We start from the raw sequence: 15,906 nt of genomic DNA on the forward strand, positions 1-15,906 counted from the left end.
GATCCACCATGGCGCATTCCCACCATGTCAGGCACACCGGCACCGTCGCGGCGCCCCCGATCGTCGTGTACGGGCTCCTCTCCGACGCGCCGGGCTGGTCCCGGCTCTTCCCCGCCGTCGTGCACGCGGAACGGGACCCGGCGGAGGGCGGCGAGGACGTGCTGCGGCTCTGGACGACCGCGGACGGCGGGGTCGGCGACGTGCGCGTACGCCTCACGCCCGACCCGGACGCGCTCACCCTCGGCTTCCGGTACGAAGGACCGCGCCCCCCGGCCGCCGGCCGGAGCGGCACCTGGCGGATCCGCCCGGCGGCGGGCGGCTGCGAGGTGGTGCTCGACCAGGCGTACGCGGCGGCCGGCGACGACCCCGAGCGACTGGCCCGGCTCCGCGCGGCGGCCGAGGCGGACGCCGAGTCGGGGCTGGAGAGCCTGAAGCAGGCCGCCGAACACGCCGACCGCATCGGCGACGTGCTGCTCACCTTCGCCGACGAGCTGGAGATCGCGGCCGCGCCGGCGGCCGTCCATGACTTCCTCTGGCGCGCCGGCGCCTGGGCGGAGCTGGTCCCCCACGTCGCCCGGGCGGCGCTCACCGAGGTCTCGCCGCGGGCGCAGTTCCTGGAGCTGGACACGGTGCTCCCCGACGGGAGCACGCACACCACGGAGTCGGTGCGGGTACGCCCCGGCCCCGGGCGGATCCTCTCCAAGCGGCTGCGGCTGCCGGCGCTGCTGGCCGCGCACCTCACCGAGTGGTCGTTCACCGAGACGGCCGGCGGCGTACGGGCCGTGCACCGGCATACCGCCGTGCTGCGGCCGGAGGCGATGCCGGACTTCCCGGGGGCGGGAGCGACGCTCGCCGAGGCCCGCGCGCACGTGCGCAAGGCGCTGGGGACGGCCAGCCGGGAGACGCTGCGCTGCGCGATGGCGGCGGTAGAGCGGTAGAGCCGTAGAAGCCGCTCCTACCCCGGGGGACTGTCACCCCGGGGGCGTTCCGTGCAGGCAACAACTTGTCCGTGGCCGCCCCCGGAATCGCTCCCTACGCTGGCCCGTATGGCGCTCACCCACTCCGAAGCTGCGGCCCCACCTGTGCCGTTCTTCTCCCAGGCACGGAGCTTCACCGAGCTGTGGCCGCAGATCAGTGACCACGTCAACGCCGTCTTCGACCGGGGCAAGTACTCCCACGGCCGCCAGGTCGGGCAGTTGGAGCGCGCCGTCGCCGAGTACACCGGCGCCCGGCACGCCCTCGGCGTGAACAGCGGCACCGATGCCCTCGTCCTGCTGCTCAGGGCCGCCGGCATCGGCCCCGGGGACGAGGTGATCGTGCCCGCGTTCACCTTCTTCGCGACGGCGTCGTCCGTCACGATGGCCGGCGCCCGTCCCGTCTTCGCCGACATCACGGCGGACGGCGACTACGCGCTGGACGCGGACTCCGCCGAGGCGCTCGTCACCGAGCGCACCAAGGCCGTGATGCCCGTGCACCTCTTCCACCAGCTCGCGGCGATGGACCGGCTCACGGAGCTGGCGCGGCGCCACGACCTGAAGCTGCTGGAGGACAGTGCCGAGGGCATCGGCATGCGCTGGGACGGCGTGCACGCCGGGCTGCTCGGCGCCGGCGGCGTGCTCAGCTTCTTCCCCACCAAGACCCTCGGTGCCCTGGGCGACGCCGGGATGATCCTGACGGACGACGACGACATCGCCCAGCAGGCCGCGATCCTGCGCCACCACGGGCGGATGGGCAAGACGCTGGACCACATCGCCGGCATCTCCAACCTCTCCGGCGTCTCCGGCACCAACAGCAAGATGGACGACGTCCAGGCCGCGGTGCTGCTGGCCAAGCTCACCCGGCTGGACGCCGACATCGCCCGGCGCCGGGAGCTGGCGGCCGCGTACGACGAGCGGCTGCGCGGGCAGGAGGGCATCCACTCCCTGCCCCGGCTGGTGCCCCGTCCGGCGCAGGCGGACCCGGTGTTCTACGTCTACCTCATCGAGGTCGAGAAGCGGGACGAGCTGGTCGAGTTCCTCACGGCCCGCGGCATCGGCACCGAGACGTACTACCCCCGCCCGCTCCACCTGCAGCCCTGCTACGCCGGGCCCGAGCACCCCGAGGGCTCGCTGCCGGTCGCGGAGCGGACCTGCAAGCGCACGCTGGCCCTGCCCTTCTACCCGGACCTCACCGAGGACCAGGTGGACATCGTCTGCGGGGCCGTCGCCGACTTCTACGCCGGAGGTGCCGACCGGTGACCATCCCGTTCTTCCCCGACGACCTCTTCGAGCAGGACCGGCAGGCGTTCCTCGACCTGCTCTACGAGGTCGGCACGGACGACGAGCAGAAGTTCATCCTCGGCCGACGCACCGCGGAACTCGAACGCGCGACCGCCGCCGCGACCGGCGTCGAGCACGCCGTCGCCTGCTCCAGCGGGACCGGCGGGCTCAACCTCGCCGTCCAGGCGGTGGGCGTGGGCCCCGGCGACGAAGTGATCGTCCCGGCGTTCTGCTGCCAGCCGGTGGCCAGTTCGGTGGCGAACCTCGGCGCGACCCCGGTCTTCGCCGACGTCGACCCGCACACGATGGTGATGGACCCGGCGAGCACCGAGGAGCTGATCACCGAGCGCACCCGGGCCCTGATGCCCGCACACGTCTTCTCGATCATGGCCGACATGCCGGCCATGAACAAGATCGGCCGGGCGCACGGGCTGACGGTGATCGAGGACGCCGCGGTCGCGCAGGGAGCGGTGCTCGACGGCACCCCGTCCGGCGCCTGGGGCGACCTCGGGGTGTTCTCCTACTTCCAGGTCAAGGCGTTCGGCACGGCCGGCGAGGGCGGCATGGTCGTCACGGACGACGAGGGCCTGGCCCGCAGGGTGCGGATGCTCCGCAACCACGGCCAGGACGGCATCACCCGGTTCCTGCACCACGAGATCGGCCAGAACAGCCGCTTCGACGAGATCCTGGCCGCCTTCCAGCTGCACAGGATCGGCGGCTTCGCCGACCGGCTGGAGCGCCGGGCCCGGATCGCCGACTACTACACGGAGCGCTTCGCCCCGCTCGCCGACCGCGGCCTCGTCGCCCCGCCCGCCGGCCGCAACGGCCGCTGCTACTACGTGTACTCGCTCCTGGTCGAGCGGCGCGAGGATCTGCGCGCCTGGCTCACCGAGAAGCAGATCGGCACGCACATCTACTACCCGGTGCCGCTGCCGCTCCAGCCCGCGTTCGCGAAGTACGCCCCCGAGGGGGCCGACTGGCCGCGGGCCCGGCAGGTCAGCGCCCGCAACCTGGCCATCCCGATCTGGCCCCACCTGACGGACTTCCAGGTGGAGTTCATCGCGGACTCGGTGTGCGAATTCTTCGATTAGGGGGTACGGGCATGGGCGAGAAGGTCGTCGTCATGGGGCAGGGCTACGTGGGCCTGCCGCTGGCCGTCGCCGCCGCGGAGCGCGGGTACGAGGTCGTCGGCTTCGAGGTCGACGAGGACCGGGTGAAGAAGCTCGCGGTGGGCGAGTCGTACGTCGGCGACGTGGACTCGGCGCACCTCGCCGCGCTGCTGGACAGCGGGGCGTACCGGCCCACGATGGAGCCGGACGACCTCGCCGGCTTCGACCTCGCGGTGATCACCGTGCCCACCCCGATGCGCGACGGCCTGCCCGACCTGTCGTACATCGAGGCCGCCGGCACCACCCTCGCCCGCTGGCTGCGGCCGGGGGCGGCGGTCTCACTGGAGTCGACCAGCTACCCCGGCACCACGGGCGACGTCCTCGCCCCGCTGCTGGAGCGGCTGTCCGGGCTGGCCGCGGGCACGGACTTCCACCTCGGCTACAGCCCGGAGCGCATCGACCCGGGCAACACCCGCTGGACGTTCACCACCACGCCGAAGGTCGTGGCCGGGGTCGACGAGCGCTCCCGCCGCCGGCTGGCGGACTTCTACGGCTCGATCGTCGACACGGTCGTGCCGGCGCCCACGGTCCGGGTGGCCGAGATGGCGAAGGTGCTGGAGAACACGTTCAGGCACGTCAACATCGCCCTGGTGAACGAGCTGGCCATGCACGCGGAGGCGCTCGGCGTCGACGTGTGGGACGCGCTGGACATCGCCGCCACCAAGCCGTTCGGCTTCATGCGCTTCACCCCGGGCCCCGGGGTCGGCGGCCACTGCCTCCCGGTCGACCCGCTGTATCTGTCGTGGAAGGTCGAGCAGGATCTCAGCAGGCCGTTCCGGATGGTCGCGCTGGCCGACGAGCTGAACACCCAGATGCCCGAGTACGTGGTCCGCCGGGTCACCCGGGGCCTCGGCAGGCGCGGCCAGACGCTCCACGGCGCCCGGGTGCTGATGCTGGGGCTGGCGTACAAGCCGAACACCGGCGACGTACGGGAGTCGCCCGCGGTCCGCCTCGCGGAGCAGCTCCTCGCGGAGGGCGCCCAGGTGCGGGTCGCGGACCCCGTGGTCTCGGAGGACCCGGGGGTCGCGGGGCTGGTGCGGGTGGAGCTGTCGGACGAGGAGGTCCAGGCGGCGCACGTCGTGCTGGTCGCCACGGACCACGACGCCTTCGACTACGCGCATCTCGTGGCGACGGCCGGCTATATCTTCGACTGCCGGCACCGGGTGCCGGCCGCGGACCATGTGGAATCCCTCTGAGCCGCGGGGTGGATGTCAGGACATGTATACCGCAGTTCCGACATACGTCCCGCCGAGTTCATTTGGACAGGGAAAAAGCACCCTCGGCGCGAACGCCGAAGGTGCTTTTCCGGAGGACACGGAATCCGGGCCCCGCTATCCGTCCCTACCGAAAGCGGCGGACGCCAGCGCGTGCTGCTCCACCCGGCCGGGCGCCACGAGGTCGAATGGGCCGGCGTGGACGGCCTTCGTCAGGTCGGGACCGCGCAGGAGATCGTCCAATTCGGGGTCGCAGGTCAGCACCGCCTGTTGCAGATTCCGGATCATCGGTGAGGGCTCCAGGCCCAGTTCCTCACGGAGCGTCGTACGCAGCCGGTGGACGACCTCCAGGGCCTGGCTGCGCCGTCCCGACCGGTACATCGCCAGGATGAGCCGGGCGTGCAGGCTCTCCCGGGTGGGCAGCTTGGTGGTGAGCGAACTCAGTTCGCCGAGCACCTCGCGGTGCCGGCCGAGCCGCAGGTCGGCGTCGATGCGCTGCTCCTGGACGCTCATGCGGTCCTCTTCGAGTCCGACCGCGTACGCCCTGACCACCGGCCCGACCTGGACGTCCGCCAGCACCGACCCCTGCCATAAGGCCAGTGCCCGGCCCAGGAGTTCGGTCGCCGCGACGTCGTCGGTGTACAGCTTGGACCGGCCGCTGGCCACGAGCGTGGCGAAGGTGTTCGTGTCCAGCTCGTCCCCGCGCACCGTGAGCAGATAGCCGCCGTCCCGTGTCTCCAGTATCCGCCGGGCCGCCTCGAGACTGCCCACCCGCGGCACCCGGCGCAGGATGCGCCGCAACTGCAGGATGTAGGACTGGACCGTCGAGAGCGCGGTGTTGGGCGGAGTGTTCTCCCAGAGTTCCTCTATGCATGTGCGCGTGGAGACAACCTGGTTGGCGTTGAGCAGGAGCAACGAGAGAAGCTGTCGTTGTTTGGGCGCCGTCGGAGTATAAGAGCACCCCTGTTCGTGCATGCGCAGTGGACCGAGTAGGGAAAATTCCATCGCGCTCTCGAACCCTTCCGATAACTCGTGCACGTAAACGGAGGCTCGATCGGTGATCACTCCCCCGTGATATCCCCCAGAGACCTCACGGGAGCGTAACCGACCGCCTGGTTCGGCACAAGCAGTGTCACAGGCGGCCGGGTTGCCGGTCCCCGCTGACCAGGGGTGGCGGGCCCCGTCGACAACTCGGCGCCAAGTCGGCCGCAATTGGTTCCCAAGCACCGCGCAAGGTGTCCTTCAGCGCGTGGATCATTGCGGGCCGCCGCTCGGCGGTGAATGGAAGAGGGCCCGGATCACGGCTGCGGGCCGATGGACACCTTCATGTCGGGCGTCAGGCCGAGTTCCCGGCCGGTGACGGTCGCGTCGACCGCGATGAGGATGTTGTAGTGGTTGGGGAAGTGGCAGGAGTCGAAGCCGAGTACGGAGCCGACCCGCTTGCCGTCGATCACCACCGGGTCGCCGCGGTCGACGACACCGGCCTCGGAGATCTCCACGAAGCCGAGGAACCCGACCCGGTCGACCCGCGCGCCCGTCGTGGTGTCGTGCTGGTCGGTGGTGACGAGTTCGTGCACCTCGCCGCTGCGGACGCAGCGGCTGGCCCACTCGTCCACGGACATCCCGCGGTCCTCGCGGCGGTGGACGAGGATCTTCACCAGCCGTCCCGTCACCGTCAGCTTGTCGCCGTCCTCCTGCGGGTTCACCGCGCTGCTCCCGTCGTCGTCGGCTCGCCGGCCGTGCTTTCCCTGCGGTAGATCTCCGCGACCAGCTCCAGCGCCGCGAGCCCGCCCTCGGCGCGGTCCTCCCCGGCGCGTACGGCCTGCGCGAAGTCGGTCACGATGCCCCGGTACTCGTGCCACAGCGACTGCTTGAACTCCGGGTAGCCTTCGAGCATGTCGGCACTGTGCAGCGAGCCGTCGGTGAGCCGGACCGTGACGTCCTTGCGCTCGCCCTCGTACGACCAGTCCAGCTCCACCCGGCCGCGGGCGCCGGAGGCGGCGGTCAGCGACACCTTCGCCTGCCGGTCGGTGCCGGCCTCGTCGCGCACCACCTCGGCCGACTCCAGCTCGACCGGGCCGAGGAACTGGCGCACGGTGTCGAAGGCGTTGGGCCCGTTGTCCGCCACGCAGCCGCCGCCGCAGCGGTCGGCGTCGAGGTACCAGGCGTCGGCGCCGGCGTGCTCCTCGATCTTCTCCAGGTAGCGCACGACCATCCACTCGATGCCCACGCCGGGCGGGATGGCCTCCAGCAGCGCGAGCGCGTTGCCGTTGTAGCGCCGGTGGAAGGCGGTGAACAGCACGACGTCGCGGTCGCGGGCCGCGCGTACCAGCGCACGGCCGTCCGAAAGCCTGGTGGCCAGCGGCTTCTCCACGCACACCGGCAGCCCGGCGGCGATCAGGTCGCCGCACACCGTCGCGTGCGCGTCGTTGGGCACGTTGACGACGGCCGCGTCCAGGCCGCCGGCCTCGAGCAGGTCCGCGTGGCTCGTGAAGCAGGGGACGCGGTCGCGGTACGGGGCCAGCGCCTCGTCCCGCAGGTCGCACACCGCGGCGAGTTCGACCCCCGGCACCTCCTCCAGCGCCGCGGCGTAGAAGCGGGAGATCACGCCCAGGCCGATCAGCCCGATGCGCAGCGGGCGGGTGGTGTCGTCACCGGTCATTGCGGTCTCCCTCCGGGAGCTTCAGCCCCAGGTCGTCGGCGACGGAGCGCAGTTCGCCGAGGAGTGCGTCCGCCACGGGCACGCCTTCGGCCAGCGCCGCGGCCTTCAGGTCCGCCTCCCGGCAGCCCGGGTAGACGACCTTGTCGGTCCCCGGCAGCGTCGGGCTGCCGGTGAGGGCGGCGAAGAGCCCGGCCGCCTGGCGGGTGAAGTCCTCCTCGGGGCGGAGGGCGGCGGGCGCGACGGCCAGGACGAAGAAGCCGATGTCGTCGTCGCGGCCGCTCGGGCCGCCGGTGCCGGAGTACGCCTCGGAGTCGGGGCCGAGCCCGGCGCCGGGCACCAGCGCGGCCAGCACCTCGACCAGCAGCGCGAGGCCGTAGCCCTTGTAGCCGCCGGTCTCCGGCTGGCCGCCGAGGAAGAGCGGGAAGCCCTCGCCGCGGTCGAGCGCGTGCGGGTCCGTCACCCAGCGGCCCTCGGCGTCCTGCAGCCAGCCCTCGGGTATGGACCGGCCGGCCCGCGCCGCCTCGCGCACCTTGCCGGTGGGGGCGACGGTGGTGCTCATGTCCAGCACGAACGGCGCCTGCCCGGGGCCCGCGGGGGCGGCGGCGGCGAGCGGGTTGGTGCCGAGCATGGCGACCCGGCCGCCCGGCGGGCGGGCGATGCGCTGCCGCCCGCAGTTGGAGGCGACCAGCCCGATCATGCCGTTCTCGACGGCGCGGGCGGCGTGGAAGCCGGCGCAGCCGAGGTGCGTCGCGTCGCGTACGGACACCATGCCGATGCCGTACTGCCCGGCCCGCTCGGCGGCGAGGTCCATGGCCTCCGCGGCGGCCCACAGGCCCAGGCCCTTGCGGGAGTCGAGCAGCACGGTGGCGCCGCGGTCGGCGAGCACCTCGGGCTCGGCGGCGGGCGCGACCCGGCCGGACGTGAAGAGCGGCAGGTAGAGGCGGGTGAGGTTGGCGAGGCCGTGGGAGCGCATGCCCACGAGGTCGCCGTAGACGAGGGCTTCCGCGGCGGTACGCGCCCGGTCCTCGGGCACGCCGTGGGCCTGGAAGACCTCGGTGGTGAAGTCGGTGAGCTGGTGGTACGGCAGCAGGGTCATGACGATCCGTTCGTAGCGGAGGCGAAGGCGGCCACCATGGAGGCGATGCCGTCGGCGTAGCGCTCCAGGTCGGAGGCGTCGACGTACTCGTCCGCGGCGTGGGCGCCGTTGGCGTCGAGGTCTCCGGGGCCGTAGACGACCGTGTGCGCGTGCGGCAGGGCGTGGGCCCAGATGGCGTCGCAGGTGCAGGCGGGGGCGTCCGGCGGGGCGTACTCGAGACCGGCCCCGGTCAGCACCTGCTCCGCCCAGGCGTCGCGGTTGTCGAGCGCGGGCAGGCCGCGCTTGAGCCACGCCAGCCGGGTGATCCGGCGGGCGTCCCGTGCGGTGCGGGCGAAGTCCGGCAGCCCGCCGAAGACCGCGGCGAACTCGTCGATTCCGGCGGACAGCTCGCGCTCCAGCGCCTCCTCCTGCGCCCGGCCGGCCGCGGCGGTGCGGTACGCCAGGTTCAGCAGCAGGGCGCCGGTGCCGTAGACCTTGTTGTGCGCGGCGCCGGTGTGCAGCCCGGCGACGCAGACCCGGCCCTCGGCCACCGCGCCGGGCAGCGTGCGGGCGAGCCGCTGGGCGAGGAAGCCGAGGAGCACGGAGGCGTTGTGGCCGGCGTCGGGGTGGTCGTCGATGGAGTCGGCGCCGGCGACGGCGATCCGGGCGGTGGCCGCCGCGGTGGCGCGGGGCACGAGCAGGCCGCGGGTCGGCTCGCAGAACACGTTGATGCGTCCCGTCCAGCCCTGCTCCACCAGCGGCCGGGTGCCGAAGACGCCCATGGCGCCGCCCTCTTCGCCGGAGACCGCCTGGATGAGCACGCCCACGTCGGTGCCGAGCGCCGGCACCCGGGTGATCGCGGCCCGCAGCCCGGCGAGCAGCGCGACCGCGGGCCCCTTGGCATCGACGGCGCCGCGGCCGTGGAAGCGGTCGCCGGCCAGGTGCGGCGGCTTGCCGCCGGCGACCGTGTCGAGGTGCACGTTGAACATCAGGGTGCGCGCCCGGGGCAGCGCGCCGCCGAGCCGCAGCACCAGGCTCGGCTGGCTGTCGAGGAACCCGTCGACCCGCCGCGCCATGTCGCGCACCTGCGCGGGCACGTCGGGCCGGTCCAGCCACTCGGGGCCCGGCGCGGCGTGGTACGCCACCTCGAAGCCCACTTCGGCCGCGGCCCTGGCGTAGCGCATCTGCGCCTCGCGCAGCCGCGGCGGCTCCGCGTCCGGGCCGGTCTCCATCGGCCCGGCGGTCGGTAACCCGACCAGATCGAGCAACAGGTCGCGGTCCGCCCGCGACAGCCGTACCTGCGCCGTGGTCATACGGTCACCTTGCCGATCCGGGCGAGCAGTTCCTCCAGCGCCCGGCCGCAGGCGACGAAGGCCGCGCGGGTCTCGTCGTCGCCCGCGGTCGCGGACTCGTGCGGGCGCACCTTGACGTGCGGCTCGATCGACAGCGCGCCGGTGTAGCCGCGGTCGATCAGGTGCCGCAGGCAGTCCAGGACCCGGCACTCGCCGTGTCCCGGCAGCGTGTAGCGGATCTCGTCGCCCTCGACGACGGCGTCCTTGATCTGGACGTGCTCGATCCACGGCGTGAGCTGGGGCAGCAGGTCGTACGCCCGGTAGCCGTAGGCGGGCCCGTTGCCGGTGTCGAAGACCAGGCGCAGCGCGGGGCTGTCGACGTACCGCAGGAGCTGGAGCATGCGGTCGGCGCTGGCGCCGGCCCAGCCGGCGCAGTTCTCGTGCAGCAGCACCAGCCCGGCGCGCTCGGCGCGCTCGGTGAGGATCGCCATGCGCCGCAGGACGACGGCCCGCCAGGCGCCGGGACTCAGCCCGTCGTTGGGATACGACATGACGCGTACGTACCGGGTGCCGAGCGTGGCGCAGCGTTCGGCGAGGATGTCCAGCTCGTGCAGGTCCTCGTCGAAGTCGCCGGTGACGGGGCGGGCCCAGTTGGCGATCCGGGAGTCGACGCAGTGCACGCCGAGACCGGCGGCGCGCACCGAGCCGGCCAGCTCGGCGAAGGCGGTGTCGTCGAGGTCGGCGAGCGCGACGCCGTCGACGGACCGCAGTTCGATCAGCGGCCAGCCGAGTTCGTTCAGGGCGCCGGTCTGGACCGCCGCCGGGGCGCCCGCCTCGTCGCCGATTCCGCAGAGCGGGAGGGTGTCAGCCGGCATCACGTGCCTCCGTCCTGGAGCCGGACATGTGCTTGGCCGCGTCGAGCAGCCGGACGACCTGCATCTGGCGCCGCACCCGTGCGTCCAGCACGGCCTCGTCGGGGTCGTCGCCGGCGAGGTGCCGGTAGGCGTCGAGCAGGCAGGCGTCGAGGGCGAGGTCCGGGAAGACGGACTCCGCCGGAGGGCCGTCCACGGGGCTCGCGGTCAGGTGCGCGTAGTGGTCCTCGCTGCCGACGGGGTAGTGGCCGACGACCCGGCCGGACGCGAAGTCCAGTTCGATCCGGCGCTCGCGGCGGGGCGATGTGAGGTCGCACTCCAGCCGGCTCACCACGCCCGAGTGGTGGCGCAGCGTCAGCTCGGCCCCGCCCATGCCCGGCACCCGCCGGCCGCCGACGTCCACGTCGGTGAGGGCGGCGCCGGTGACGTCGGCGTCGCCGGCCAGCCGCAGCGCGACGCCGACCGCGTGCGGCGGCTCCACGTCGAAGGCCGTCCGGTGCCCGGCGCTGTTGAGGGTGCGGTGGATACGGGGCTTGTGCTGCCGTATCCCGATGTGCCGCAGCGGGCCGAAGCGCCCGCTCTCGACGAGGTCGGCGAGCCGCTCGGTGAGCGTGCTGTGCAGCCACGGCGCGACCACGGCCATCCGCAGCCCGTACTTCTCCCGGACCGCCGCCAGTTCGGCCAGCGCCTCGGCGGTGTCCGCGAGCGGCTTCTCCACCAGGACGTTGACGAACCCCAGCTCGCCGAGAGCGGCGAGCACGCCGGCCCGCTCGCCGGGCGGGGTGCACACGTGCACCAGCGTCGCCGCCGGGTCGAGCCGCAGCCGGGCCGCGGCCAGCGAGCCGACGGTCTCGATCTCCGCGTCGTCGTCCGGGCCGCCGGCCGGCCCCGTGTCGTACCCGAGCGGCGGCGAGGCGGAGAAGAGATCGGGAAACCGGCGCCGCAGGCGCAGCAGGACCGGCAGATGGAGCTCGCGGCCGGAGCGTCCCAAACCGACGATGAAAGTACGCAACACGCATTCCTTACGGTCGTCCGTCCGGTACGAAAGCGAGGTACCTCAGCAGGCTACGGCGGGAGGCGGAGCCGGGGCGGTGGCAGATATCTGCCGTCCCGTCCGGCCCGGGGACACGGAATTGCCATGGCCGTCCGGCAATTCCGGCTCCTACGCTCCCAACGCGAAAGCCGGATTATCTCTGGGGGCGTGTGTGTCCAACTCAGAACAGCCCGCGAAGCGTTATGTCTTCGATCCACTGTGGGACCAGGAGACCGAACGGCTGCTGACGAACGAGGCGATCTGGGACCCCGGTACCAGTGAGCGGCTGGACCGGCTCGGCGTCGCCGCCGGCTGGTCCGTGCTGGAGGTGGGCGCCGGCTACGGCGGCACCGCGGAGCGGCTCGCCGAACTCGTGGGCCCCACCGGCCGGGTCACCGCCGCCGACCTGGAGACCGGCCGGCTGGCGCGGCTGAAGGACAAGGGCATCGAGGTGCTCCAGGTCGACATCACCACCGACGAGCTGCCGGCCGGGCAGTTCGACCTGGTGCACTCCCGCATGCTCGTCCAGCACCTGCCCGACCGCCCCGCCGCGGTCCGCAAGATGGTCGCCGCGCTCAAGCCGGGCGGCTGGCTCTTCCTGGAGGACACCGACTCGCTGCCGCTCTTCCGCAGCGTGGTCTCCGAGGACTTCCTCCAGGACGTCCGCGCGGCCGGCTACGGGCTGATGCGCGAGTCCGGGCACGAGCCCCGCGGCGGCCACTTCGACCTCCAGGCGGTGCTGGAGTGCGGTCTGGAGGACGTGTCCGCGGAGGGCCGGACGGTGATGATGCAGGGCGGCTCGCCGCAGGCGCGGCACTACCAGCTCTGGCTGGAGTTCATGCGCCCGCGGATCACCGGCGCCGGGCTCCTCGACGACGCGCGGATCGACGCCGCGCTGGAGGAGATGGCCGACCCGGCGAACCGCTGGCTGAGCCAGATCCTCATCTCCACGTACGGCCGCCGGCCGCGCTGAGCGGCGGCTACCGTGGCCGTGGCCGCACGGCCGCGCCCGGACCCGCCGGGGGCGTGCCGGTGCCGGCCGGCCCCGGCCCGCTCGCCGCACCCGCCTGACCGGAGCGCCCCTTGACCCCTGACGCGGCACCCGCGGCCAAGCGTCGGCCGGCCCTCACCGTCTCGACGGTGGTGGCCGGCGTCGTCGTGGTGGTGGTCTCGTACACGGGTCCGGTCGCCGTGGTGCTCCACGCCGCGCGCGCCGGGGACCTCACCGCCGGCCAACTGGAGTCGTGGCTCTGGGCGCTGTCGCTGGGCAGCGGCGTGACGTGCGTGCTGCTGAGCCTGGCGTACCGCGCCCCGGTGCTCACCGCCTGGTCGACGCCGGGGGCGGCGCTGCTGGTCACGGCGCTGACCACGCACTCCTTCGCCGAGGCGACCGGCGCGTACGTGATCGCCGCGGTGCTCACCGTGCTGCTCGGCCTCAGCCGGCTCTTCGGCGCGCTGATGCGGCTGCTGCCGCCGGAGGTCGCGGCGGCCACGCTCGCCGGGATCCTGCTGGAGTTCGGGCTGCGGCTGTTCCGTACCGCCGAGGGCGACCTGACGCTGGTCGTCCTCATGCTCGGCGCGTATCTCGCCGGACGCCGCTTCGCCGCCTCCTGGGCGACCGCCTGCGCGCTGCTCACCGGCTGCGCCTGGACCGCCGCCACCGGCGACTTCGGCACCTGGTCGGGCGAGGTGGGCGTGGCCGTGCCGGCGTTCACGGCACCGGAGTTCACCCTGGACGCCGCGGTGGGCATCGCGCTGCCGCTCTTCCTGGTCACCATGGCGTCGCAGAACGCCCCCGGGCTCGCCGTGCTCAACGCCGCGGGCTACCGCCCGGACGCGGACCGCCTGGTCACCTCGACCGGCGCCGCCTGGCTGGTGCTGGCGCCGTTCGGGGCGCACGGGATCAACCTCGCCGCGATCACCGCGGCGATCTGCAGCGGTCCTTCGGCCCATCCGGACCCGGAGCGGCGGTACGGGGCCGGGGTGGCGGCCGGCGTCGGCTACGTCGTCGTCGGGGTCTTCGGCTCGGCGTTCCTCGGCCTCTTCGCGGTCCTCCCGGCCGCGCTGGTGGCGGCCATCGCCGGCATCGCGCTGCTGGGCGCGACCGGCGGCGCGCTGGCCGCGGCGACACGCGACGCGAGCCGGCTCGACAGCGCGCTCGTCGCGTTCCTCGTCACCGCCTCGGGCATCGAACTCCTCGGCGTCGGGGCGGCGTTCTGGGGGCTGCTGGCCGGGGTGCTGACGCACCTGGCGCTGCACCGGCGGGCGGAGTGACCGCGCGCGCCTTCCTCGGTAAGCGGCCGGGCAGCGTACGACCGCGGCCCGGCGGGCGACATGGCAATGGCGCCGCCATTCCGCCCCGCGGGCTAGCAAGAATCAGCCGCTGTCCCGCACCCGTCCGCGCGTTCAGGATGGCTGGGGTTTGACCCGCGACGCTCCGACCCCGCGCACCGGGGGTGAACTCCCCGGAGAGGGAGATCCTTTGATGAGCGAGAAGTCACTCGTGGTGGGAGTCGTCGGCGCCGGGCCGCGCGGCCTTTCGGTGGTCGAGCGCCTCGCCGCGCACGCCGCGGGGCGCGCGGTGACCGTCCATCTGATCGACCCGCTGCCGCCGGGCGCGGGCCGGGAGTGGCGCACCGGGCAGGACCGCTCGCTTCTGCTGGACAGGACGGCGGGCCGGGTGACGGCGTTCGCCGGCGAGGGCGTGATGCCGGCGGACGCGCCGCAGCGCCGCGGGCCGGGACTGTACGAGTGGGCGCGGGCGCTGGCCCGTTCCGGAGCCGGCGGCGCGGACGCCGCCGAGGCGCGCCGGCTCGGCCCGGACTCGTATCCGACCCGGGCGCTCGCGGGCAGTTACTTCCGGTGGGTGTTCCGGCAGGTCGCCGTGGCGAGCGCGGAGTCCCTCGCGCTGCGGGTGCACGCGGCGCAGGCGGTGGCGCTGGACGACGGGCCCGGCGGCACCCAGGAGATCCGGCTCACCGGCGGCAGGCGGCTGACCGGCCTCGACGCCGTGGTGCTCGCGCAGGGCCGGATGCCGGTGCTGCCGACCGCGCGGGAGCGCGGGTACGCCGCGTTCGCCGCCGAGTTCGGCCTGGTCTACGTCGCCCCCGGGAACCCCGCGGACGCCGACCTGAGCGCGATCGCCCCCGGTGAGCCGGTCGTCCTGCGCGGTCTCGGGCTGAACTTCTTCGACTACCTGACGCTGCTGACCACCGGGCGCGGCGGCCGGTTCGACCGCGACCGGGACGGCCGGGTCACCTACCGGCCGTCCGGCCGCGAGCCGCGGGTCCTGTGCGGTGCCCGCCGCGCGGTCCCGTACGGGACGGGCGGCGGGCACCGCAACGGCGGCGGCCGGCGCCTGCCGCGGGTGTTCACCGAGGAGCTGACCGCCCGGCTGCGCGCGCAGCACGACGGGCCGCTCGACTTCCGCGAGTCCCTGTGGCCGCTCATCGCCCGGGAGATGGAGTCCGCGTTCTACACCGCGCTGCTCCCCGGCCGCGACCGGCCGGAGCGGGCGCCGGTGCTCCACGGCGTCCGCCCGGGTGCCGGTCCCCGCGGGGGCGCCGCGGGCGGGCCGGTCGAGGCCGCCCTCGACGTGCTGCACGACCTGCGCGACGAGGTCCGGCTCGCGGTCGACCACGCGGGTCTGGGCGGCGAGTCGCGCCGCCGCGACCTCGACGGCTGGTTCGCCCCGCTCGGCACCTACCTCTCCGGCGGCCCCGCGGCCCGCCGGACCGAGGAGCTGATCGCGCTCGTCCGCGCGGGCGTGGCCCGGATCGTGGGCCCGGGGATGCAGGTGGCGGCCGACCGGGAGGCGGGCACGTTCGCCTGCGAGTCGCCGTGGGTCAGTGGCTCGCGCGAGACCGCCCGGGTGCTCGTCGAGGGCCGGCTGCCCGGCGTCGATCTGCGCCGCACCGCCGACCCGCTGCTGCGGCACCTGCTCGACACCGGGCAGTGCCGCCCGTACGGGCTGGGCCCCGGCAGGACCGGCTACGTCGCGGGCGGACTCGCCGTCACGGGGCGGCCGTTCCACGTCGTGGACGGCGACGGGGCGCCGCACCCGCGGCGGTTCGCCGTGGGCGTGCCCACGGAGTCCGCGGACGGGGTCACCGCGGCGGCGATCCGCCCGGCGGTGGGCTCGGCGACGCTCACCGACACCGACGCCATCGCCCGCGCCGTCCTCGCCCCGGCGGGACCGCCTCCGCGCGGGCGCGACGACCGCAGCAACCGCCGGGCGGAAGAAGCGCGGCGGGGCTGAGCCGGGTGCCGGGCACCACCACCGCACGGGGGTGCCCGGCCCCCGGACAGGAACCGCCGGCCCCCGCGCCGTC

14 protein-coding genes are annotated in these 15,906 nt (G+C 74.0%); 7 read left to right on the forward strand and 7 right to left on the reverse strand.

Features of this window, described 5'->3' with window-relative positions; all coding sequences use genetic code 11:
- Positions 1–8: 8 nt before the first annotated feature.
- From FB457_RS12200 to FB457_RS12215, 4 genes are all read left to right on the forward strand, one after another.
- On the forward strand, positions 9–938 hold the full coding sequence (locus FB457_RS12200; protein ID WP_186461969.1) for an SRPBCC family protein: 930 nt from the start codon (positions 9–11) through the stop codon (positions 936–938).
- A 108-nt stretch (positions 939–1,046) separates the two neighbouring features.
- Entirely contained in the window at positions 1,047–2,237 is a 1,191-nt protein-coding gene (locus FB457_RS12205) for an aminotransferase class I/II-fold pyridoxal phosphate-dependent enzyme (RefSeq protein ID WP_145781856.1), read from the forward strand.
- Positions 2,234–3,349, forward strand: a complete 1,116-nt coding sequence (locus FB457_RS12210) for a DegT/DnrJ/EryC1/StrS family aminotransferase (protein ID WP_047015667.1) — start codon at positions 2,234–2,236, stop codon at positions 3,347–3,349. The genes FB457_RS12205 and FB457_RS12210 overlap by 4 nt, the downstream gene beginning before the upstream one ends.
- Positions 3,350–3,360: 11 nt before the next feature.
- The gene (locus FB457_RS12215; RefSeq protein WP_047015668.1) at positions 3,361–4,623 is read left to right on the forward strand and encodes a nucleotide sugar dehydrogenase; all 1,263 of its coding nucleotides are present in this window, start codon (positions 3,361–3,363) and stop codon (positions 4,621–4,623) included.
- A gap of 135 nt (positions 4,624–4,758) precedes the next feature.
- Here FB457_RS12215 and FB457_RS12220 read toward each other — a convergent pair whose 3' ends face one another.
- The 7 genes from FB457_RS12220 to FB457_RS36080 form a co-directional block, all read right to left on the reverse strand.
- Positions 4,759–5,646: an AfsR/SARP family transcriptional regulator gene (locus tag FB457_RS12220; protein WP_078898634.1), complete on the reverse strand. Its 888-nt coding sequence runs from the start codon at positions 5,644–5,646 to the stop codon at positions 4,759–4,761.
- Between the two features lie 293 nt (positions 5,647–5,939).
- Complete coding sequence (locus tag FB457_RS12225; RefSeq protein WP_047015669.1) at positions 5,940–6,347, reverse strand: DUF6917 domain-containing protein; 408 nt, start codon at positions 6,345–6,347, stop codon at positions 5,940–5,942.
- On the reverse strand, positions 6,344–7,303 hold the full coding sequence (locus FB457_RS12230) for a Gfo/Idh/MocA family protein (RefSeq protein WP_047015670.1): 960 nt from the start codon (positions 7,301–7,303) through the stop codon (positions 6,344–6,346). Before FB457_RS12230 ends, FB457_RS12225 begins: the two co-directional genes overlap by 4 nt.
- Entirely contained in the window at positions 7,293–8,399 is a 1,107-nt protein-coding gene (locus FB457_RS12235; protein ID WP_145781858.1) for an Ldh family oxidoreductase, read from the reverse strand. The genes FB457_RS12230 and FB457_RS12235 overlap by 11 nt, the downstream gene beginning before the upstream one ends.
- A complete protein-coding gene (locus FB457_RS12240; RefSeq protein ID WP_145781860.1) occupies positions 8,396–9,691 on the reverse strand; it encodes a M20/M25/M40 family metallo-hydrolase in 1,296 nt (431 codons plus the stop codon). Before FB457_RS12240 ends, FB457_RS12235 begins: the two co-directional genes overlap by 4 nt.
- A complete protein-coding gene (locus FB457_RS12245) occupies positions 9,688–10,545 on the reverse strand; it encodes a TIM barrel protein (protein ID WP_145781861.1) in 858 nt (285 codons plus the stop codon). Before FB457_RS12245 ends, FB457_RS12240 begins: the two co-directional genes overlap by 4 nt.
- The gene (locus FB457_RS36080; RefSeq protein ID WP_047015674.1) at positions 10,535–11,557 is read right to left on the reverse strand and encodes a Gfo/Idh/MocA family oxidoreductase; all 1,023 of its coding nucleotides are present in this window, start codon (positions 11,555–11,557) and stop codon (positions 10,535–10,537) included. The genes FB457_RS12245 and FB457_RS36080 overlap by 11 nt, the downstream gene beginning before the upstream one ends.
- A gap of 190 nt (positions 11,558–11,747) precedes the next feature.
- On the opposite strand from FB457_RS36080, the gene FB457_RS12255 reads away from it, so the two are divergent.
- The 3 genes from FB457_RS12255 to FB457_RS12265 all read left to right on the forward strand — a co-directional run bounded on the left by FB457_RS12255 (position 11,748) and on the right by FB457_RS12265 (position 15,833).
- The gene (locus tag FB457_RS12255) at positions 11,748–12,548 is read left to right on the forward strand and encodes a class I SAM-dependent methyltransferase (protein ID WP_052770279.1); all 801 of its coding nucleotides are present in this window, start codon (positions 11,748–11,750) and stop codon (positions 12,546–12,548) included.
- A gap of 110 nt (positions 12,549–12,658) precedes the next feature.
- A complete protein-coding gene (locus FB457_RS12260; protein WP_145781863.1) occupies positions 12,659–13,849 on the forward strand; it encodes a benzoate/H(+) symporter BenE family transporter in 1,191 nt (396 codons plus the stop codon).
- Between the two features lie 211 nt (positions 13,850–14,060).
- The gene (locus FB457_RS12265; protein WP_486589005.1) at positions 14,061–15,833 is read left to right on the forward strand and encodes an FAD/NAD(P)-binding protein; all 1,773 of its coding nucleotides are present in this window, start codon (positions 14,061–14,063) and stop codon (positions 15,831–15,833) included.
- Positions 15,834–15,906: the final 73 nt, after the last annotated feature.

The sequence above is a fragment of the Streptomyces sp. CNZ287 genome (assembly GCF_007827615.1).